The organism is Arcobacter siniprincipis (SeqCode) (assembly GCF_048571125.1).
Classification (GTDB): Bacteria; Campylobacterota; Campylobacteria; order Campylobacterales; family Arcobacteraceae; genus Arcobacter; species Arcobacter siniprincipis.
In genome coordinates this window covers 3,324,616-3,345,211 of record NZ_CP182343.1, presented here as the reverse complement: position 1 = coordinate 3,345,211, position 20,596 = coordinate 3,324,616, and the positions used below count along the sequence as shown (strand labels likewise).

Sequence of the window (20,596 nt, the reverse complement as noted above, 5' to 3'; positions counted from 1 at the left end):
CTCCATGATTTCTCAGGCAATAAATTTGGAGGGATATAGAGTGTGACAACTTCCACACTCTGATACAAAAAGAGGGTTTTCTTTTTTGTAATCTATTGCTTTAAAAGTTGAAGCTATTAAAACATTATTTGGTTTTATAATATTAAATATGAAAAAAGAAACAAGAATAGCTAAAAACATAAAAGCTAAAAATTTTTGAAAAATATTTAGTTTTATTCCCTGCTCATTTTCACTTTTTTTATAACCTGTTACTATAGAGTTTAGCGTTTCATGTTTTTTATGAAGTATTCTATCACTGATTACTCCCAATATATGAGAAGCTAAAAGTACCAAAAATAGAGTTGATAAAAATTCATGAATATGTTTAAATAATTTCATATCTTCAAAAAAAGAGCTATTTAAATATGCAAATATTCCTTTTCCTTCTTGTATCCCATATGCTAAAACTCCAGTTATAACTGCAAAAAAACAAACAACAAGCATGCTTATCATGACATATGAAGCTATTGGGTTGTGCCCTACATATTTTTGTTTATCTTCAAAGATATTATTTAAAAACTCTTTTATATTCTTTTTGCCCATTGGGAAGTCTTTGAATTTTGAGTGTTTTGGACCAAAAATCCCCCATGCTAATCTAAATATTAAAAGTATGAATATTGCATATCCAATTATTGCGTGGTATGATAACCATCTATCTTCTTCACTTGAAATAAATACTAATAAAATAAAAAAAGCAAATAAAAAGTGAAATACTCTTGTTGGTAGTGACCAAATATATATTTTTTGCATCTTATCTCCTAATCATCCCATCTTCCATAGTTTGGAATTTTTATATCTCTTTCACTGTATATTCCTCTTTGGGCTGTGGTATGACAAGCTACACAGTTAAACAATCCTCTTACTTCTTTTTGAGATAGCATTGCAGGTCTTAACTCTTTGTGTTTTCTAATCATATAAGGTGTCTTAGAGATAGATTCTGGAACATCACCACTTCTTATACTTCTTACAATTTTATTACTTCTTCTATAATCCATTGCTTTTTCAGCACTATTTTTATTTAAATACTCTTTTATGATTTTAAAATCTTCTTTTACAAGGCTGGCATCTGTGTTAAAGTGATTTTCTAAATTATTCATCATCTTATTCCAAGAAGATGCTGGTAAAAGACCTGGTTGATATGCAAAGTGACAAGCACTACACTCTAGTTTATAGATTTTATTATCTACAGGTTTTACGCCAGGTTTTCCATTCGAATAATGATTTTCTGCAAAAATTAGTGAACTTAGTAAGGTTAATAAGATTAGAGCTTTCATTATTTATCCTTTGACAATATATAAGTTACAACATCACCTTTTTCTTGTGCTGTACCAACTCTATTATAAACATCATTGAAATTTCTTCTTAGCCATTTTTCTATATTTTTAACTTCAGTAAATCTTTTTGGATTTGCTATTGGAGATAGGGGTTCTATTACTTTTCCAGTGAAAAAGTTTTTACCTGATTTTGTTAAGTCAATACCATGGCAAGAAGTACATGATATCTCTTTGCCTTTTTTTCCCATATGTTTTGATGTGAAAATCTCTTCACCTCTTTTTATATCAAAACCTTTGAAGTTTGGATTTGATTTTTGAACTTCTACTTTGAGATCATTTAAATAACCATCAACAACAGAAGCATAAGTTAGATTTAGAATTAATCCTAGAAGAATTAGTAGTTTCATCTTTAAGCCTTTATGTTTTTATATTGTAAGTATAAAACAAAAGCTTAAAGTACACTAGAAGGTTTTCTTGACACTTTCTTTACAATTTAGAAAGTAATATACAACTCCAAGTCACAACAAAAATAAAAATACTAATAAATACAATAGCACTTCCTACATCTTTTGCTCGTCCTGCCATCTTGTGATGGTCCAAAGTTACAAGATCAACTACTCTTTCAATGGCACTATTTATAGTCTCTGCTAAAATCATACCCATCAAAGTAATAAACATCAAAAGTTTATTGGTAAGGCTTGTATCTATAAAAAACAATGTTGGCAATAATAAAATAGTAACAATAAGTTCTATTTTAAATGAAGTTTCTGTTTTTATTAAATCAAGCAGACCTTTTAAAGCATAAGAGGTATTTTTGAAAAAGTTATATTTGGGTTGGTTTCTCAATTTCTTTCCTTTGAAATATTTTTGCGAATATTAATATAATAAGCCAAGCTAAAAGCATACTAATTAAAGTATGACTTAAAAAATGATCACCTATGAGCATTTTATAAAGCGCCATATTCCAAGCTATAAAAAGTGCAAAGGATAAAGCAATTATTTGATTTTTTCTTTTCTTAAAAAGAAAAAAGATTGACATAAGAGCAAAGCCAGCACTAGCATGACCAGCTGGCCAACATCTGATTCTTTTTTCTTTAAAGTCTTTTGGATAAGATTGGAAAATATTTACATCTGGATATTTCCCACCATAATATTCTATATTTTTTGGACAAGGCATATTTGTAACATCTTTTAATGAAACAACTATAAAAGGTACAGAATAAGAGCTTAATAATATAATAATCAGACCATTTCTATACATTTTTACAAGTTTATTTTTCCTAAAAACAATCAAAGTAAAAAGAACTAATAAGGAAAATATCATTAACACTTTTTTTATTCCATTATAAAATATATATTTTAAAATGGGATTATGTTTATCTATTAACCAAGTATGTGTATCAAATTTATAAAAAAAGTTTTGCACATAAATATCTATGGGAGTAAATGCAAAAAGTACTATTACAAAAGATAAACAAAGTGTTGTATACAGTATATGAGTATTAATTTTTTCTAGCATGATTTAATATATCCTTATCTTTTTTATAAACATCTGTTTCAATTTCAAAGAAACCTAAAAGTGTGTGAAAAAGGTCATCTTGTGAGAATCTCTCATTTGAGTATGTTCTTAGTTTTGTTGTATTAACTTCACTATCCCCAAACCACATAAGAGCTCCTATATGTCTTTGTTCATCTGGTGCTATAAGGTATGGCATACCGTGTAAATATAAACCATTCTCTCCTAAACTTTCACCATGATCACTCATGTATATTAAACCTGTATGATAATATTTTGAATATGGTTTCAAAAAATTTATGGTTTTTGATAAGAAATAATCAGTATAAAGTATTGCATTATCATATGCATTACCAACTTCTTCTTGAGTACATTCTTCTAATTGATTTGTTTTACAAACAGGCTTGAATTTCTCAAACTCTTTTGGATATCTTTTATAATATGCAGGCCCATGATTTCCCATTTGGTGAAGAATTATAAGAATATCTTCATTTTTATGTTTTTCAATAAATTTATCAAGACCTACAAGCATACCTTCGTCTCTACATTCTCCATCATCGCATATTGTATTTATCTTAGGGTCTTTAAAATTTTGATAGTCAACTCTAAGGGCAACACCTTTTGAATCAGAATTATTATCTCTCCAAAGTATTTTTACATCTTTTGTGTTGTTTAATATATCTATAACATTTTCAGTTGAGATACCTTTTTTATAAGTATACTCACTTCTTGGATATACAGAAAACATACAGGGAACAGAGACAGCGGTTGAAGTACCACATGAATACATATTTGGGAAGTTTATAATATCTTCTTTTTTTAATAAAGGATTTGTCTCTCTTTTATAGCCATTTAAAGAAAATCTATTTGCTCTTGCTGCTTCTCCTACTACCATAATAAGAAGTTCTTTTTTATCACTTTCATACTCTTCAGGTGAATATTTAGCATCTTTTCCTATTATTTCTAGAACAAGTGGGCCACTATTTATAGTTTTATTTATATAATTGCCAATACTATATATCCAAAATATAGGGTTAGCATGATATCTTAAAGGTTTATGCTCTCTGAAAAATGAAGTATAAAACTTACTTAAACTAAAAATTATAATAATAACTACTAATAATGAGATAATTAGAGTTTTTAATTTTGCAAAAATTTCATTTTTTAGTGGTCTGTAATTAATTTTTAATCTGTAAATAATAATTGAAGGTATAACACCTAATAATAGAACATAAAGTACAAGTTGATAACTAAATAAATCACTTGATTCATCGAAATTAGTTTGAAGTGTATTTCGTATCATCTCTGTATCAATAACTACATGATAAGTATCCATAAAATACGCTGTAAAAGATGAAACAAGTAAGATTATTATTAAAATAGGTTTTGTTGTATGTTTAGATGCCACAAGTGAAAATAAAAATACAATTAAAGATAGTAGAACAAGGCTAATAGATATTATATAAATAAGATTTGTTCCAGTAACGGGATATGCTGTTATTATACTCTTAAAAAAAGAGAGATTAAAAAATGTAGTTAAAAAAATAGCTACAAAAATTATCAATTTATATTGTGTAAAGTTTTTCATTTTATTCCTCATATTAATGTCAATAGAATTCTATTTTAGTTAAATTAATAAGTAGTTAATGCATAGTTAACCAAGCCCCTTTTTAGCGTATTATCTAAAAAGAAGTAGGGGTTTTTCTGCTTTTTCTAGCATTTTAGAAGTAAAACTTCCAAATAAAACATTTTTTAATCTATTGTGACTATATGCACCCATTGCTACAATATCTAAATTATTATTTTTTTGATAATTTAGTATCTCAGTAATTTTATTATCCCCTTCTAAAGAAGAAGTTTGTACTTCAAAATCAGCTTTTGCAAATAGATTTTTTGCTTCATGTAAAAGTTTTTGTGAGCTTTGTGTATCTTTATTTATATTTACTATATGTCTAGTAATATTAGGGAATATTGGTTCTTTTGTAGCTTCATTGATTGCTTTATTTGCATAATCAGAACCATCATATGCCATTAAAATGGAATTAATTGGAAAAAATTCAGAGTTTACAATTAAAATGGGGATATTAAGTGTCCTAATAATATCTTCAAGGTTTTTACTATTTTTATCAAAACCAATTATTGCAATAAATGTCTCTTTTTCTAAATCTTCAAGGTTTTCTTCAAAAGATCCATGTCTTTGAAGTGAAAAAAGGTTTTCAACTCCTTGCTCTTTTGCATATTCACTAAAAGTTTTTAAAAGAGTTCTTCCTTTAATTATTAGTTTTTTACTCTCTTCTTGTTCTTCAAGGCTAAGTTCTTCAAGCAAAGTCTCTTTTGAACCAAATCCGATATTTCCAGATAAGTCAACTTTTTTAGAAATGTGAGTATGATTTACTACATTTAATAATACAAGTGGTAAGTTGTGAAGTTTAGAGATGTAAACTCCATATTCACAAGCAGCTTTACAATATGAAGAATCATCAATACATACTAAAACTTTTTTAGAACTCATTTTAGTGTCCTCCCATTATTTTTTCAATTTCTTGTGGATCATCATGAATACCAAATCTATCAATAATAGTTTTACTAGCTTCATTTTGACCGATTATTTCAACTTCTGCACCTTCTCGTCTTAATTTTATAACTGCTTTATCAAGTGCATTTACAGCTGAAATATCCCAAAAATGGGCACGAGTCAAGTCAATAATAACTTTATCTAAAACCTCTTTAAAGTCAAAAGCTTCATAAAATTTATCAGCACTGTTAAAAAATACTTGTCCTACAAATTTGTAAGTTTTGATTGTATTGTCTTCATTGTAAAAAGTTTCATTATACATAAAGTGAGAGATTTTATTAGCAAAAAATAGTGATGCTAATAGTACTCCTGAAAAAACACCATGCGCTAGGTTGTGGGTATAAACTGTTACACAAACAGTTGTAATCATTACTAAGTTTGTTGATAGAGGTAGTGTTTTTAAGTTTTTAAATGAACCCCAATCAAAGGTTCCAATTGAAACCATAATCATAACAGCAACTAATGCAGCCATTGGAATTACTGAGATTATATCACTTAAAAATACAACCATGATAAGTAAAAATATACCAGCTAAAAAAGTTGATAATCTAGTTCGTCCACCTGATTTTACATTGATAACTGATTGTCCAATCATAGCACATCCAGCCATTCCTCCCAAAAATCCAGAGGCAATATTTGCAATACCTTGACCTGTACACTCTCTATTTTTTTCACTTTTTGTATCAGTTAATTCATCAACTATAGTTGAAGTCATAAGTGATTCTAAAAGACCAACAACTGCTAGTGAAACAGAATAAGGAAGAATGATAAGTAAAGTATCAAGATTTAATGGAATATCTGGAAATAAAAATATTGGTAAAGTATCAGGAAGTTCTCCCATATCTCCAACTGTTCTTATGTCAATTCCTAAAAAAAGTACAATAAGAGTTAAAGTGATAATTGTAACAAGTGGTGAAGGAATGATTTTCCCAATTTTTGGAACATAAGGAAATAAATATATAATAGCAAGACCCAAAACAGTAAGAGCATAAACATGCCAAGTTACATTTGTGAGTTCTGGAAGTTGAGCCATAAAAATCAAAATAGCTAAAGCATTTACAAAACCAATCACAACAGCTCTTGGAACAAAACTCATAAATCTCCCAAGTTTTAAGTATCCTGCAATAATTTGAAATACACCTGTTAATAAAGTTGCAGCTAATAAGTATTGCAAACCATAATCTTTTACTAAAGTTACCATTACAAGTGCCATAGCTCCAGTTGCAGCACTAATCATTCCTGGCCGACCACCTACAAATGAAATCACAACAGCTATACAAAATGAAGCATAAAGACCAATTTTAGGGTCAACTCCTGCAATAATTGAAAAGGCTATTGCTTCAGGAATTAATGCCAATGCAACAACAAGTCCAGAGAGAGTATCTCCTCTTATGTTACTAAACCATTCCTCTTTTTTAAAATATTTTTTTACCATTCTTTCTCCACTATTTTTAAAAATTCAAAATTTATAAATTTGATTGTTTTCTTAAGTATTGAGGGAAAAATCCCTAATAAGAGTACCTTTTGGTGGAATTGTAGCCAAAAAGTTAAAAATCACAAAATATAAAGATTACATCTTCTCTTTTGAAAAAATCAGTTTTACAGTTGTTCCTATTTCTTCACTACTTATTAACTCAATTTTACCATTGTGACTACTTATTATTTTATCAACGATTGCCATTCCAAGACCTGTTCCGCCCGATTCTTTATTTCTACTTTTATCTGTTCTATAAAACTTCTCAAATATTTTATTTTGTTCTTGTTTTGCTATTCCTATTCCTTTATCTTCAATACTAACAATAAAGTTGCCATCTTCTATATAATTTTTTATGATTACATCAGAGTTTTCATGACTAAAAGATATAGCATTTTTAAGAATGTTCTTAATTGCAATTTTTAGAAGTTTTGTATGCCCTTTGATTTGGAAGATATCTATGATTTGCGATTGAATATCTATATTTCTTAACTTTGCATATAATTTTAATTCTTTTATAGCTTCAAGACTTATTTCATCCATATAAGCATCTTCTTCATAGGTATTTGTGTTATTTTCATTTTTTGCTAAAAAAAGTAAATCATCAATAGTATTTTGTATCATTAAAACTTCATCTAAACAAACTTCTAAAGTATCTTTGTATTCTTTCTTATCCCTATCTTTTCTTAATGCTATTTCTATTTCTCCTCTTATAATTGTAAGGGGAGTTTTTAGCTCATGGGAAGCATCACTTGAAAATTGATTTATCTTTTCAAATGATATTTCTAATCTTTGAAGTAAGTTATTAATTTCGTTTGAAAGTTGAGATATCTCATCTTTATTGTTTTTGTAATTTAATCTTTTTGATAAATTTGTTGCATTTATATTTTTTAAATCAAAGAGTATCTTTTCAATTGGAGCAAAAGATTTATGAATCAAAAAGTATCCACCAATAATAGAAAATATTAAGATAATTGGAATAATAAAGATTAAGATATATAATAAGTTTTCCATCGTATGATTTAATATTTTATAATCAGTGGCAACTTGTAAAATATACTCTTTTTCTTTGATTAAGAATTTTATTTCACCTAATATAAAATTCTCATCTTTTTCAAAATGGATAGTATCTTTTGGAATATTATGAAAAGTTTTTGAAATCGAATCTGGGAAAGGCGAAGAACCTATAGCTTTTATGCCTTCTTTTTGAGAAAGTAGTCTTATATATAAAGGTTTAAATTTATATTCATTCTCTTCATCAAAGTCTAATGTTGAAAGTCCATTTTTATGATCAATTATGTCATCTACAATATCTAAGATAATCACTTTGAGTGAAGTTTCTACTTTATCTAAAGTTGAAATTTCTAAGGTTTTATATATAGAAAAAGCAAGGGCTATTAAAATAAAACCTTGTATTAATACATTGTAAATGAGTAGTTTCTTCTTAATTGATAGGTTATTTTGCATCTATTTTAAATCCCAAGCCTCTTACCGTTTTTATAAGCTTTTTTTCATAAGGCTTATCTATTTTATTTCTAAGTCTATAAATATATACATTTACAACATTGCTTATATTTGATTCATCCATATTATTAAGCATAGAACTTAGTACTGTTTCTGATAAAACTTTATTTTGATTTTTTATTAAGTATTCTAAAAGTGAGAATTCTTTTGCTGTTAGAATTATATTATCTCCGGCTCTTTTTGCAGTTTTTGCAAGTAAATCAAGCTCCAAATCATCTATTTTAATTGTGGTTTGTGTTGAATCTTTTGTTCTTAATTGAACTCTCATTCTTGCTAATAATTCAGAAAAAGAGAAAGGTTTAGCTAAATAATCATTTGCTCCTATATCTAAACCTATTATAGTATCTTCAATACTGTCTTTTGCTGTTAACATAATCACGGGTGTATTTATCCCATCAGTTCTTAGTTTTTTACAAACTTCAATTCCATTAAGTAAAGGAAGCATAATATCAAGTAAAATTAAATCATAACTATTTACACTTGCTAAATATAAGCCTTCTTCACCATTATGTGAATAATCAATACTATAAGACTCTTCTTCTAAGCCTTTTTTTAAGAAATTTACGATTTTTACATCATCTTCGATTATTAAAATTTTCATATGATTATTCTACACTTTTTGATGTTAATTTTAATAAAGTAATTTCATTATTTGCTTTATATCTAAAATTTATACCCCAATATCCTAAACCTTTATTTACATAAATAGTTGTTTGTTTTATATAAAAAAGACCCGCTAAAAAAGGTTGAAAGAGTCTAACAACATAGTGAAAGGGGTAAATTTGACCACCATGAGTATGTCCGCATAAAAAGAGTTTGGCATTTGCTTTTAAAGCAAACTTATAATCTTTTGGTTGGTGAGCTAGAAAAATAGAGTTTTCATAGGCACTTAAAAAGTTTATAACTTTGTTTTCTTCTCTTTTGATTTTGAAAAATTTTGAGAATCTATCACTCACTCCTGCTAGGGCTATTTTTGTATCTTTATATTCTAAAAAGCAAGTTTCATTATCCAAGAGTATAAAGTTTTTTAATAAAGGTTTTAATTCATCAAAACCATAAAATAAATCATGGTTTCCACTTATATAAAAAACTTTTTTTTCTATGCTATTTAATACTTTTAGTTTATCAAGTATATATTTAATCTTACAATCAATAATATCCCCAGTAATAACTATAAAATCAGCTTCACAAAGATTGCAAAGAGTTACCAAATCTTGAATATCTTTTAGGGAAGTTTTTTTATTAATATGAATATCACTAAGGTGAAGTATTTTTAAGCCCTCTAAATCATGGGCTTTTACAAATACTTTAACTTCATTTAGTGAGGGTAGTTTCATTGAAATACTTTTTCCAAATCATCTTTTGTGATAAAAGAAATAGATTTTATCACACCATTTTCAAGTTTGTAAACAGTGGTTTTTTCATCTTTACTTACAAATCTATTATCTTCATCATCGTAAATTAATAAAACACTATGTTTATAATCTCTCATTTTAGGTAAAGCAAACATTTTTGTAATGATTGAAGGCATTCCTGAAATATTTGCAATAAAAACTGTGTGGTGATTTTTCAAAAAATCTTTATCTTTACTAGCTAAGAATTGATTTACATCTTTTCCTGTTTCCTTTTCAAATGATACTAAAATAGTAGTAATAGAGCTATCTATTGTCTGCTTTTCATCAAATTGATTTGGTAATGAGAAAGTTCCTATGTTTTGATTTACCTCAAAACTACTTGCATATAAAACAATAGCAAATAGGGGCAAAAGTAAAAGTTTTTTTAACATCTATATTCCTTTATTAAAGTTAAAATTGTATTTTATATCTATTTTATTTCTAACTGTTAGAAAAAACATTGTTGGTGGCTCTATGTCAAAATCTGTAAGATTTATTGAAAAAGTTCCATTTATAGTTATTGTATCCTTTTGTGTTATATCTGCTAATGAGGTAATTTGATGTGTCATTTTATTCATTTTCAAATTACCTATTATCTTATATTTATCTCCAGCTTTTTCAATGGCAATAATAGTAAACAAAATTTTTGGACAAACCGAAGATCTCAATACTTCATACATGTGTTTATCTCTATCTTTATTATCACTTGTAAGAGTTGAAGAGTTGATAAAAAACTCTCCACTTATTGATTCTATTGAATCGCCTTTTTGTACCTTTGTTATTATATTTTTTGTACTTGGATTTATAGTACTATCTCCAAAAACTTCTGTGTGGGCTTGAATCTGTCCATCAAGCAACTTTAACTCATTGGCATTTGCAATTAAAGCAAACAATAAAATTAAAATTAATTTAAACATTCTTTCTCCTTTGATTGAATTGTTTCTTGAGAATTTAAAACTTTTATTAGTGAAATTAAAAATATAATTGGAACAAAAAGAATAATATTTTCTAAGGCTACAAATAAACCAGCCCCTGATGCCATCCATCCTATAAAAACCATATAAAAAGCTAATGCTTTTAAATCTTTTTTTAGAAGTGATTGTAAAATAGTCACATTGTAATATGAGATTACAAAAGGGTAAACAATAGATAATAAAAGCGGTGATTGCAAGAAATAAAATAGATAAGAAAGAGCAAAAAGTATTATTATGAATAACTCTTTTTCAAGTTTTTGTATATTGAATTTTAAAGCTGCAATTACACCTAAAATATGGAATATAACTATTTCAAAAGTATATCCACCTCTCCAAATAGGAATACTTACATCCCTTGATAGGGTTTCAAAAAGTGCAGAATCTAAAAATATCCATAAAACCATGATAAACAAAGAGTATGATTCAATAGAGTTATTTGTTTTTATCTCTTTTAATTTTGGAAGTTGTGTTGAACAAAGTAGGGCTATTAAAGTAAAAGCCACTCCAATAAACTCTCTTTTTGAAACATCATAGTTAAATAATAAAGTTCCAATTCCATATGAGATAGATAAAGCAAATCCCAATTCAATAATACTTGCTTTTTTTAGTTCATTTATAAGTAATGGTGCCAAGGCTCCAACACTAATTCCTAATAAAAACAGTTCAAAACTTGAAAAGTTTGGATAGAAAAATGACAAAACCAACTGCATACATAAAAAGATAGTTATCTTTTGTTGATTTGATATTTTTATATAATAACTTAATAGTGAACCAATAACTCCCCCCATAGGTAAAAAAGCTATTAAAAAGATATTTGATGAAAAATACTCAACAATACCTGTTTGTGCAATAAGCAAGTAATAACAAAGTTCAAATGCTATGAAAAGTGTAAGTGCTATTTTTGGCATAGGTTCTCCTTGTAAAAAAATAGTAAGAAAATAGAAGCAAAAGTGATATCAAAAAGAGAAATCATTAGTGCTTCTATCCCTAGTGTTTTGTTATAAAAAAGAGCAAAAAAGACTGAACTTATTATTACTCTTGTTATAACTGTTATTTTTGTAAGTATTTGCTCATGCTCTTTGTATCTAATCGCAAAATAGTGAATAATTCCTGTGGTACTCACAAAAGCAAAAACAACATATTCATAAGTTCCTGTAAATGAAAATCCTAAAAGTGGATAGATAAAACTAGCAAGCAGTATTAAAAAAACACCACCAAGACCATCTGCTAATACTCCAAAAAGATTGTATTTTTGTAAATTTGTAAGTTCAAATTTACAAGAAATAAAAGTAAACAAAGATGAAAAAGTAAGTACTCCAAAGATACTTCTAAGAGCCCATAGAAAATCAATATTTCCATGAATAACATTTGCCTCAATAAATCCAGAGATACTTAAAACTGTAAAAATACCTAAAAGACCAGCTAAGTATAAAATATAAAAAGAGAGTTTTTTAAGCTCTTTTACATATGCTACAAACATAGCTATTACCATGAAAAATACCCCAATTCCCATAGCAACATGAGCGTGTGCTACGATTAGATCATTTCTATGAAAAAGCCATCTAAACTCAGGAATAAATAAAATATTCCCTTCAACATCTACAAATAAAAATGCAAGTATAGAAATAAGAAGAGCCTTTTTAGCAAAAGTCTCAATTTGGGCATCTTTGTACCATCTATATAAAATAGGGATATAAAGAAAAGTTAGCCATTGGAAAAACCACTCTTGGTCATATGTTAAGTGTCCTACAAAAGTTCTATATAAAACAGAACCAAAATAAAAGATTGTAGGAATAATCCACAAAATATTCCATCTAGCTTTAAACGTACCTACATTTAGAAGTTTGATGATAAGATAATATATAGGTATCAAGGCTAAACTCATACCCAAAGTATTATCCCCATGTGGTCCAGAAATTGTACTTTCAACTTGCCCAATAACAGGATTCATCAAAATCAAAAGGGCAAAGGGAGCAATAACTACTACCCATAAACACACCTTTATCCATAAAGGAATAATCTCATAGGCTTTTATATATTTGTATAAAGCAATAATATAAAAAACTCCAGCAATAGCAAGTATAAAGTTTAATTCATAGGGAAAATCATAAAAAGCCAAACCCCTTGTATTTCCAAAAAGAAGTGAGCTAATCATAAAGACTAAAAAGATATACCAAAAAATAGTATATAGATTTAAGTAATGTAAGCCTTTTTCACTTTGTACCCCATCTTTATTTATAATCAAAAAGGGTAAATATGAAAGCATCAAAGGAACAAAGCCATAAAGAATAAGACTAATATGTAATGAACGTATATTTGATGGTAATAAAGTAGTTGAATTTATAGAGTATCCAAGTAAATTTATAGAATATAATATCCCAAAAAATAGTGCCAAAAATAAAAATATAAGTGATATTTTAAAGTGTTTATTTACAAAAGTGTTAAAATTAAGCAAGTTGTCCATCCTTTACTTCGTAAATCTTGTCAGCAGTTTCTGCTAACTCTTTATTGTGTGTTGCTACAACTATCGTCATGCCCTCATTTGATAGTTTTCTAAATAGTTCAAAAACTTTTTTTGCATTTTTAGAATCTAAGTTTCCTGTTGGTTCATCTGCAAAAAGAACTTTTGGAGTATTTATAAGTGCTCTTGCGATAGCTACTCTTTGTCGCTGACCTCCTGATATCTCATTTGGGAATTTTTTAGCTAGATTTTTTATATCAAGTAAATCTAAAAGATACTCTATCTCATGATTTGAGGCATCTTCCTTTGCTAGTTTTATATTTTCAAAGTTGTTTAGATAATTTATCAAATAATGAAATTGAAAAATAAAACCGATATTTTTTTGTCTAAATTTATCTATATTTGTAATATCTAAGTAATTGTTATATTCAAAGTTTAACTCTCCACTTTTAGGCTTAAGAAGAGTTGATAGTATAGAAAGAAGTGTTGTCTTTCCACTTCCACTTTCTCCAATCAAAGAGATAAATTCACCTTTTTTTATTTGTAAATTAATATTCTTTAATGCAATATCTCCATTATAATCATGGTTTATATTTGAAGCTTGGATAATCATATTTTATCTCCTTGCATTAAAATGATTGGGTCGATTTTTGAAGCATTTAATGCTGGAATGATTGAACCCAAAATTGCCATTGAAAGTGAACAGCCAAATAAATAAATAGCTAATGTAGATGAAATCTCACCATTTACATACCCATGAAATAGTGATGAGGTTCTTATAAAATATAAGGCAATCCAAGAGATAAAAAAGGCACTTATAAAACTAAAAACTCCTAAAATAGTACTTTCACTCATGATTTGCAAGATTATTTTTTTAGTTGAAATTCCTATGGCTCTTTTGATACCAAACTCTGTTTTTCTTTGATTTATAGTTATACTCATGATACTAATAATTCCAAGTAATCCCATACAAAATGAGATAAGACCTATAAGATTTGATGAGGTTTTTATGATTTTAAATTGATTATAATTATCTACAAAGTTTTGAGTTGATTTTGCTTCTATATCAGAACTTAGTGCTTGTATTTTTGAGATAAGGTCTTTGATATTTGTATCAATTTTACTATTTACCATTAGCATTGAAGCACTTTTATTAAAAATGGCACTTGCATCAGATATATTTAAAACAACTCCTCCATTTTCAAAGCCAATCTTACTTTTATAGATCCCTGATACTCTGAACTTTTTATCGGCTATTTGTACAGTTTTTTTATTTGAAAGTGAGTTATAAATAGATTTTCCGACAAGTACTTCATTTGCTTTTGGATAAGAACCTTGTGTTAATTTGTAATTATCAAATCTATTTTGAGTGACACCATAAACAGCAACGATTGGTAACTCTTCAACTGGACTAGCTCCTACAATTATCGCTGAAGTTTTTTGTACACCTTTTAATTTTTCGATTTCTTTTATTAGTTTTATATTTACATTTGAAAAAAATGTATCAGAGATTTTTGCTTGAGTGATAATAATATCTCCATCACTTTTTAGCATATTTGAGTACATAGAGATAACTCCATTTGAAATAGAGCTAATAAGAAAAATAGATGTTATTGAGAATATTAGACTTATATATATTAAAGTTGTTTTTAGAGGATTGGCTTTTAAAGCTTTTAGAGACATACTTAACACATATTTCCTTTTTTATTTTAGGAAATAGTATAGTTTTTACATGACGCCTTTATGAATAGAATATGAAAAAAAATTCATATTGATTTTTAGATAAAACTATATTTCTATTAAAAGAGAAAATAACTGAACACAAAATCTGGGTTGCTTGTATACGATGTATAGCTTCCCCAGTTTGTGATGAAGTGGCGATGGTTTTTGATTTTTAGCTTCTTTTATTAAAATTTACCTCTAAATACTCCAGTTCCTTTTATTTTCCCATCATCAAAGTTAACACTTCCTCCAAATCCTTTTATTCCACTTCCATAAAAAGAACCATGTAAGCTTCCATTTATCTCTTCCCCTTCATGAGTTAATTTTGATGAATAACCTGAACTATTTATTTTGCCATCAGCAAACCCTATGGCATAGTTTTTTTTATCACCAATCTCACCATATTTTAAGTTCATACTCCCGCTAAAAGAGTTTATTCCTGCACCAAAATCAAATTTAAAGTTCATAACTGAATCACTATCAATGTCGTATGAAGTGTTATCATCCAGTATTTTTCCTTTAATCTCGCCACCACTTCCAGTAAATGATTTGGTAGTCTTTGAAGCATTATTCATTAAACTGCTTATATAACTTGCATCAGTTTTAAGACCGCGAAGATAATAACCACCATCATAGTTAGTAGTATTTGCAAGAACTCCCCACCAATATCCCAATCCTAAATAATTCCCTTCTTCTTGGTCAGAGTAATACTCTTCTGGTACAGTAAAGATAACATCAGTAATATTTTTTTTATTTGCAATCATCCGGTAGTCATTATTTTCCGTAAACCCTATTTCTCCAGTTTGAAGAGAAGTAACAGTTTGATTATTAGAGATTGTTACAAATGAAACATACCCAAGTGTTGAAAAGCCAGAAAAACTAATATGTTCTGTAGGGATATCAGGCTGAATCTCAGGTTTATCAGGATTAAGAGGAGGTGTATCTTCTAAAATTTTAGGAGGTGCAATATTTTCTTTAGGAGTAGTAACCTTTTTTTTAGGAGTAGTTCCGTCATCATTACCACTAGTTGTAAGGGTTCCACCTTCATCATCCTTAGCTCCTGCTTTTTCTTCTTCAGTAGAAGTAGTGCTCTCTTTAGTTTCTTTAGACTCTGTAGTATTACTATCACTAGACTCAGCATTTAAACCTTTTTGAACATTATCTAAAGTATCTTGTTTTAAAGGCTCAGGAGGAGTTGGAGCTTTACCTTGTGGAAGTCTTGTAAACTCTTGCTTATCAACATTAACCGTAAAATTATTTGCAGTAACACTAATAGCACCATCAGTACAAATAATAATTTGTTGATTCCCAATAATAGTAGTTCCCCTAATCCCAATAGTCGCACTTTTAGTTCTAAGTTTAAATCTCTCTTTATTGATTTTACCTATTGCTCCAGTAATAGACTTAAAAGACCCCTTAATAAACCCAAAACTAGCCTTAGAGTCTTTTGGTTTACTCTCATCATAAACATAATCAAAGATATTTAACGTAGAATTTTGTCCAATAGTAATAATAGTATTATCATTCATGGTAATTTGAGCTTTAGAACCTTTAGAAGAATTTATAACATCATTCTTTTCTAATTTCTCTCCAAGTTTAGCTAAGATAGTATTTGAATCCCTAGATATCTTAACATCACCAACTAAGGCTGTTATTTGTCCTATACTAGCAAAGGAAAAACTAATAAGTATAAAAAGTAATAAAAGTATCTTTTTCATGTTAAATCCTTAGAATGTATAAATCAATGAAGATTTAATAACTTGTTTTTTATAATCAAAGGGTGCTTGATTTGATATATTGTTTGTAGCTGTTCCTTTTAGGGCAAAGATTAAGTTTTTTCTTATCAGATAAAACTATATTTCTATTAAAAAACCAAATACTTGAACACAAAATCTGGGTTGCTTATATATGATGTAAACATTCCCCAGTTTGTGATGAAGTAGCGATGGTATTTTTTATTTTTTTAATCCCTTTTATTTAGGTGTAGCTAAAAATATCCCAGCCCCTTGTATATTATTTGTTTCATCATCAAAGTTAAAGTTTCCTACACTTGTTTCCATTCCACTTCCAAAAAAAGAACCATGTAAGCTTCCATTTATAGGCTTATCATCATGAGTTAATTTTGATGAATAACCTGAACTATTTATTTTGCCATTAGCAAACTTTATGGTATAGTCCTTAGGATCATTTAAATATTTTAATTTCATACTCCCTGTAAAAGAGTTTATCCCTGCGCCAAAATCAAATTTAAAGTTCAAAGATGAACCACCACTATCAATGTCGTATAAAGTATTATTATCAACTATATATCCACCTATATATCCACCTCCTGTGAGATCAAATGATTTTGTAGTTTTTGAAGTATTATTTATTAAACTACTTATATAACTTGTATCAGTTTTAACACCTGCAATCCAACTTGTTTTGTAATAAGAATTTTCTCCTGAACTCCACGTTCCATCTGCTAGGAATTTCTCATCTGTTGTTATATAAGAGTAAGTACTTAGTTCCGTAAAAGCAGCATCAGTAATATTTTGGTTATTTATAATTATCAGAGAGCCATTTTCATTTTTCCCCATTTCTCCACTTTGCAAAGAATAAGAATTTCCATCAGACTTTGCTGTAATTACATACCCAAGTGTTGAAAAGCCAGAAAAACTAATATGTTCTGTAGGGATATCAGGCTGAATCTCAGGTTTATCAGGATTAAGAGGAGGTGTATCTTCTAAAATTTTAGGAGGTGCAATATTTTCTTTAGGAGTAGTAACCTTTTTTTTAGGAGTAGTTCCGTCATCATTACCACTAGTTGTAAGGGTTCCACCTTCATCATCCTTAGCTCCTGCTTTTTCTTCTTCAGTAGAAGTAGTGCTCTCTTTAGTTTCTTTAGACTCTGTAGTATTACTATCACTAGACTCAGCATTTAAACCTTTTTGAACATTATCTAAAGTATCTTGTTTTAAAGGCTCAGGAGGAGTTGGAGCTTTACCTTGTGGAAGTCTTGTAAACTCTTGCTTATCAACATTAACCGTAAAATTATTTGCAGTAACACTAATAGCACCATCAGTACAAATAATAATTTGTTGATTCCCAATAATAGTAGTTCCCCTAATCCCAATAGTCGCACTTTTAGTTCTAAGTTTAAATCTCTCTTTATTGATTTTACCTATTGCTCCAGTAATAGACTTAAAAGACCCCTTAATAAACCCAAAACTAGCCTTAGAGTCTTTTGGTTTACTCTCATCATAAACATAATCAAAGATATTTAACGTAGAATTTTGTCCAATAGTAATAATAGTATTATCATTCATGGTAATTTGAGCTTTAGAACCTTTAGAAGAATTTATAACATCATTCTTTTCTAATTTCTCTCCAAGTTTAGCTAAGATAGTATTTGAATCCCTAGATATCTTAACATCACCAACTAAGGCTGTTATTTGTCCTATACTAGCAAAGGAAAAACTAATAAGTATAAAAAGTAATAAAAGTATCTTTTTCATGTTAAATCCTTAAAATGTATAAATCAATGAAGATTTAATAACTTGTTTTTTATAATCAAAGGGTGCTTGGTTTGATATATTGTTTGTAGCTGTTGCTTTTAAGGCAAAGAGTAAGTTTTTTCTTAAGGGTCTACTTATTCCAAGTGAGACACTATTTATCTTATCAACTCTTCTAGATAGAAAGTTAACATCAGTATCTCTATAGATTACTTTTTTACTATTTATATTTGTGTTTAGATTAAATTTATATGGTAAAGCTAAACTATTTTCTAAACCTATTTCAAATGATTCTTTACTTACATCTGTTCTTTGTTCATATATTTCTATTTCTTTACTATATGAAGTATCTAAAGTAAAAAGTCCAAAGTTTTCTGTTTTATATTTTAAGCTATTTGTTAAATCAAATACATAAGCACTTTTTTGTTTATCTTCTTCTTGGTCATAGAGTTTTTTACTTAGTTTAAAAGTAATATCATTTAAAGTTGTTTGAGTAAAGATATGAGAGTTTGAAAGTATTAGGTTATAGTTTTTTAAATAGTCTTTGTCATTGTATCTAACATAATCTATTCCTATTCCAGTACTATATTTATTTTCCTCTTTATAAAAAGTAGGAGTAGAAGTAAATGATATAACATCAATATTACTATTTTTTTTAGTATCATAATCTTGGGTATAAACTACAAGATTGTTATTTAAAGAAAACTTTTCATTATATCTGTATACATGGTTTATAACAGCAATTGCATCATAATAGTAATCTGATTCTTCTTTTGTATCATTTGATAATTTTAAATCAGTTCCTAATTGGGGTACAAAAACTGAGTATTCACCTGCTGTTGCTGAGTTATTTACATTTGAATCATAACTTAAATCAAATACTAAAGCTCCACTTATAAAGTGTTTTTGCATAGTTTGTTTTATGTAAGCAAGTCTTTCTTCAATACTTTTTTTTACATCTGGTGGAGTATCTGCATTTACTAAAACAGCATTAAAGTCTTTTATTGCTTGAGTATAGTTTTTAAGCATCAAATTACTTTGGGCTATTTCTATTTTTGCTCTTAAATTATTTGGTTGAGCAAAAAGTATTCTCTCATAATAACTTATTGCTATATCATATTTCCCTTGTTCATATTCACATCTTCCAAGATAGAAGTTTAGATTTTGGTTTTCCAAATCATTTTTTGATAAAGAAAGAAATATTTTGTAAGCTTTTTCATAGTTTTTTTCATTAAACAGTTTTACTGCTTGGTCATAAGAAGTAACTGCCTTATTAGCTAATAAAAAGGATGTTAATAAAAGTGTTAAAAATAATATTCTTTTTGTCATTTAGTAAACTTCTTTTTTGTGAAATAATTTTTAATAGCTAAATATTAGCAACTCAAAATCATTGCAAAATCATTAGAAAGTAAAAGATTTGTAAATTTTAGAATCTATTTTTATTTTTATTTTTTTTAATGATATAATCTATTCTATGAATAACTTAGATATATTAAAAGAATTAAATGTATTACATGTAGATGATAATATTCAAGCTTGTGAAAATATCAAAAAGACTTTGGAATATTATTTTAAGAATGTATTTATAGCTCATAATGGAGAAGAAGCATTAGAGATATATAATAAAAAAGAGTGTCATCTTTTAATAGTAGATTATGATATGCCTATTATGAATGGTTATGAATTTTTGCAAATAATAAGAGAAAAAGATGATGAGATATCTGCTATGATTATAAGTTCTTATGATGATAAAGTTAAACTCAAAAATGCAATTGGCTTAAATCTTTTGGAATATATTGTCAAACCTTATGGCTTGGATGAGTTAAAAGATGTTCTAAATAAATTTGTGAAAAGTTTAGAAAAAAAAGAGTTACTAAGATACTATGTTACTGAGACTCTTTTTTACAATAGATTAAAAAAGACTTTTATTGATGACTCAAAAGAGTATAAATTTACCTCTTATGAAATAAAACTTATCGAGTATCTTTTTAGATATAAAAACCAAGTTATTAAATATGATGACCTTCTATATATTTTAGACTCAACTAATCAAAAATCTTTGATAAATTTAGTTTATAATATAAACAAAAAACTAAATATCAAACTTATAGAAAATGTAAAAGATATGGGATATTGGTTGAAAAGATAG

General features: G+C 27.7%; 21 protein-coding genes. 1 reads left to right on the top strand and 20 read right to left on the bottom strand.

The features are described from left to right. Window positions 1-12: 12 nt before the first annotated feature. From ACNI3D_RS16935 to ACNI3D_RS16840, 20 genes are all read right to left on the bottom strand, one after another. Window positions 13-789: a cytochrome b/b6 domain-containing protein gene (locus ACNI3D_RS16935; RefSeq protein ID WP_419767818.1), complete on the bottom strand. Its 777-nt coding sequence runs from the start codon at window positions 787-789 to the stop codon at window positions 13-15. An 8-nt stretch (window positions 790-797) separates the two neighbouring features. After that, window positions 798-1,313 (bottom strand): diheme cytochrome c, encoded by a 516-nt coding sequence (locus ACNI3D_RS16930; protein WP_419767817.1) that lies wholly within the window; start codon window positions 1,311-1,313, stop codon window positions 798-800. After that, on the bottom strand, window positions 1,313-1,720 hold the full coding sequence (locus ACNI3D_RS16925; protein WP_419767816.1) for a DUF1924 domain-containing protein: 408 nt from the start codon (window positions 1,718-1,720) through the stop codon (window positions 1,313-1,315). Before ACNI3D_RS16925 ends, ACNI3D_RS16930 begins: the two co-directional genes overlap by 1 nt. 79 nt (window positions 1,721-1,799) lie before the next feature. Then, complete coding sequence (locus tag ACNI3D_RS16920) at window positions 1,800-2,159, bottom strand: diacylglycerol kinase (protein WP_419767815.1); 360 nt, start codon at window positions 2,157-2,159, stop codon at window positions 1,800-1,802. Further along, a complete protein-coding gene (locus ACNI3D_RS16915) occupies window positions 2,137-2,832 on the bottom strand; it encodes a phosphatase PAP2 family protein (protein WP_419767814.1) in 696 nt (231 codons plus the stop codon). Before ACNI3D_RS16915 ends, ACNI3D_RS16920 begins: the two co-directional genes overlap by 23 nt. After that, complete coding sequence (locus tag ACNI3D_RS16910; RefSeq protein ID WP_419767813.1) at window positions 2,816-4,417, bottom strand: phosphoethanolamine transferase; 1,602 nt, start codon at window positions 4,415-4,417, stop codon at window positions 2,816-2,818. Before ACNI3D_RS16910 ends, ACNI3D_RS16915 begins: the two co-directional genes overlap by 17 nt. Window positions 4,418-4,507: 90 nt before the next feature. Beyond that, window positions 4,508-5,341: a universal stress protein gene (locus tag ACNI3D_RS16905; protein WP_129100417.1), complete on the bottom strand. Its 834-nt coding sequence runs from the start codon at window positions 5,339-5,341 to the stop codon at window positions 4,508-4,510. 1 nt (window position 5,342) lies between these two features. Continuing rightward, window positions 5,343-6,839, bottom strand: coding sequence for a SulP family inorganic anion transporter (locus ACNI3D_RS16900; RefSeq protein WP_419767812.1), 1,497 nt, complete (start codon window positions 6,837-6,839; stop codon window positions 5,343-5,345). Window positions 6,840-6,974: 135 nt separating this feature from the next. Then, a complete protein-coding gene (locus tag ACNI3D_RS16895) occupies window positions 6,975-8,345 on the bottom strand; it encodes a sensor histidine kinase (RefSeq protein WP_129100419.1) in 1,371 nt (456 codons plus the stop codon). After that, window positions 8,335-9,003, bottom strand: a complete 669-nt coding sequence (locus tag ACNI3D_RS16890; protein ID WP_129100420.1) for a response regulator — start codon at window positions 9,001-9,003, stop codon at window positions 8,335-8,337. The genes ACNI3D_RS16895 and ACNI3D_RS16890 overlap by 11 nt, the downstream gene beginning before the upstream one ends. 4 nt (window positions 9,004-9,007) lie before the next feature. Next, window positions 9,008-9,739, bottom strand: coding sequence for a metallophosphoesterase (locus ACNI3D_RS16885; RefSeq protein WP_419767811.1), 732 nt, complete (start codon window positions 9,737-9,739; stop codon window positions 9,008-9,010). Continuing rightward, complete coding sequence (locus tag ACNI3D_RS16880) at window positions 9,736-10,188, bottom strand: hypothetical protein (protein WP_419767810.1); 453 nt, start codon at window positions 10,186-10,188, stop codon at window positions 9,736-9,738. Before ACNI3D_RS16880 ends, ACNI3D_RS16885 begins: the two co-directional genes overlap by 4 nt. Then, window positions 10,189-10,713, bottom strand: a complete 525-nt coding sequence (locus ACNI3D_RS16875) for a YceI family protein (protein ID WP_419767809.1) — start codon at window positions 10,711-10,713, stop codon at window positions 10,189-10,191. It lies immediately after the preceding gene. Next, complete coding sequence (locus tag ACNI3D_RS16870) at window positions 10,701-11,678, bottom strand: hypothetical protein (protein ID WP_419767808.1); 978 nt, start codon at window positions 11,676-11,678, stop codon at window positions 10,701-10,703. The genes ACNI3D_RS16875 and ACNI3D_RS16870 overlap by 13 nt, the downstream gene beginning before the upstream one ends. Next, the gene (locus ACNI3D_RS16865) at window positions 11,666-13,234 is read right to left on the bottom strand and encodes a hypothetical protein (protein ID WP_419767807.1); all 1,569 of its coding nucleotides are present in this window, start codon (window positions 13,232-13,234) and stop codon (window positions 11,666-11,668) included. Before ACNI3D_RS16865 ends, ACNI3D_RS16870 begins: the two co-directional genes overlap by 13 nt. Further along, entirely contained in the window at window positions 13,218-13,844 is a 627-nt protein-coding gene (locus ACNI3D_RS16860) for an ABC transporter ATP-binding protein (RefSeq protein ID WP_419767806.1), read from the bottom strand. Before ACNI3D_RS16860 ends, ACNI3D_RS16865 begins: the two co-directional genes overlap by 17 nt. Then, window positions 13,841-14,914, bottom strand: a complete 1,074-nt coding sequence (locus tag ACNI3D_RS16855; RefSeq protein ID WP_419769005.1) for an ABC transporter permease — start codon at window positions 14,912-14,914, stop codon at window positions 13,841-13,843. Before ACNI3D_RS16855 ends, ACNI3D_RS16860 begins: the two co-directional genes overlap by 4 nt. 224 nt (window positions 14,915-15,138) lie before the next feature. Then, complete coding sequence (locus ACNI3D_RS16850; protein WP_419767805.1) at window positions 15,139-16,671, bottom strand: FecR family protein; 1,533 nt, start codon at window positions 16,669-16,671, stop codon at window positions 15,139-15,141. 255 nt (window positions 16,672-16,926) lie between these two features. Continuing rightward, window positions 16,927-18,450 carry a FecR family protein gene (locus ACNI3D_RS16845; RefSeq protein ID WP_419767804.1) on the bottom strand — a complete coding sequence of 508 codons (1,524 nt, stop codon included), beginning with the start codon at window positions 18,448-18,450 and terminating at the stop codon, window positions 16,927-16,929. 9 nt (window positions 18,451-18,459) lie between these two features. Further along, window positions 18,460-19,776, bottom strand: coding sequence for a tetratricopeptide repeat protein (locus ACNI3D_RS16840; RefSeq protein WP_419767803.1), 1,317 nt, complete (start codon window positions 19,774-19,776; stop codon window positions 18,460-18,462). Window positions 19,777-19,921: 145 nt separating this feature from the next. Here ACNI3D_RS16840 and ACNI3D_RS16835 point away from each other — a divergent pair, with 145 nt between their 5' ends. Beyond that, entirely contained in the window at window positions 19,922-20,596 is a 675-nt protein-coding gene (locus ACNI3D_RS16835) for a response regulator transcription factor (protein WP_419767802.1), read from the top strand.

Bases quoted from the DNA above. Each gene is read 5' to 3' on its own strand.
- ACNI3D_RS16935 (WP_419767818.1), bottom strand. From the start codon at position 789: ATGCAAAAAATATATATTTGGTCACTACCAACAAGAGTATTTCACTTT.
- ACNI3D_RS16930 (WP_419767817.1), bottom strand. From the start codon at position 1,313: ATGAAAGCTCTAATCTTATTAACCTTACTAAGTTCACTAATTTTTGCA.
- ACNI3D_RS16925 (WP_419767816.1), bottom strand. From the start codon at position 1,720: ATGAAACTACTAATTCTTCTAGGATTAATTCTAAATCTAACTTATGCT.
- ACNI3D_RS16915 (WP_419767814.1), bottom strand. From the start codon at position 2,832: ATGCTAGAAAAAATTAATACTCATATACTGTATACAACACTTTGTTTA.
- ACNI3D_RS16910 (WP_419767813.1), bottom strand. From the start codon at position 4,417: ATGAAAAACTTTACACAATATAAATTGATAATTTTTGTAGCTATTTTT.
- ACNI3D_RS16905 (WP_129100417.1), bottom strand. From the start codon at position 5,341: ATGAGTTCTAAAAAAGTTTTAGTATGTATTGATGATTCTTCATATTGT.
- ACNI3D_RS16900 (WP_419767812.1), bottom strand. From the start codon at position 6,839: ATGGTAAAAAAATATTTTAAAAAAGAGGAATGGTTTAGTAACATAAGA.
- ACNI3D_RS16895 (WP_129100419.1), bottom strand. From the start codon at position 8,345: ATGCAAAATAACCTATCAATTAAGAAGAAACTACTCATTTACAATGTA.
- ACNI3D_RS16890 (WP_129100420.1), bottom strand. From the start codon at position 9,003: ATGAAAATTTTAATAATCGAAGATGATGTAAAAATCGTAAATTTCTTA.
- ACNI3D_RS16885 (WP_419767811.1), bottom strand. From the start codon at position 9,739: ATGAAACTACCCTCACTAAATGAAGTTAAAGTATTTGTAAAAGCCCAT.
- ACNI3D_RS16880 (WP_419767810.1), bottom strand. From the start codon at position 10,188: ATGTTAAAAAAACTTTTACTTTTGCCCCTATTTGCTATTGTTTTATAT.
- ACNI3D_RS16875 (WP_419767809.1), bottom strand. From the start codon at position 10,713: ATGTTTAAATTAATTTTAATTTTATTGTTTGCTTTAATTGCAAATGCC.
- ACNI3D_RS16870 (WP_419767808.1), bottom strand. From the start codon at position 11,678: ATGCCAAAAATAGCACTTACACTTTTCATAGCATTTGAACTTTGTTAT.
- ACNI3D_RS16865 (WP_419767807.1), bottom strand. From the start codon at position 13,234: ATGGACAACTTGCTTAATTTTAACACTTTTGTAAATAAACACTTTAAA.
- ACNI3D_RS16860 (WP_419767806.1), bottom strand. From the start codon at position 13,844: ATGATTATCCAAGCTTCAAATATAAACCATGATTATAATGGAGATATT.
- ACNI3D_RS16855 (WP_419769005.1), bottom strand. From the start codon at position 14,914: ATGTCTCTAAAAGCTTTAAAAGCCAATCCTCTAAAAACAACTTTAATA.
- ACNI3D_RS16850 (WP_419767805.1), bottom strand. From the start codon at position 16,671: ATGAAAAAGATACTTTTATTACTTTTTATACTTATTAGTTTTTCCTTT.
- ACNI3D_RS16845 (WP_419767804.1), bottom strand. From the start codon at position 18,450: ATGAAAAAGATACTTTTATTACTTTTTATACTTATTAGTTTTTCCTTT.
- ACNI3D_RS16840 (WP_419767803.1), bottom strand. From the start codon at position 19,776: ATGACAAAAAGAATATTATTTTTAACACTTTTATTAACATCCTTTTTA.
- ACNI3D_RS16835 (WP_419767802.1), top strand. From the start codon at position 19,922: ATGAATAACTTAGATATATTAAAAGAATTAAATGTATTACATGTAGAT.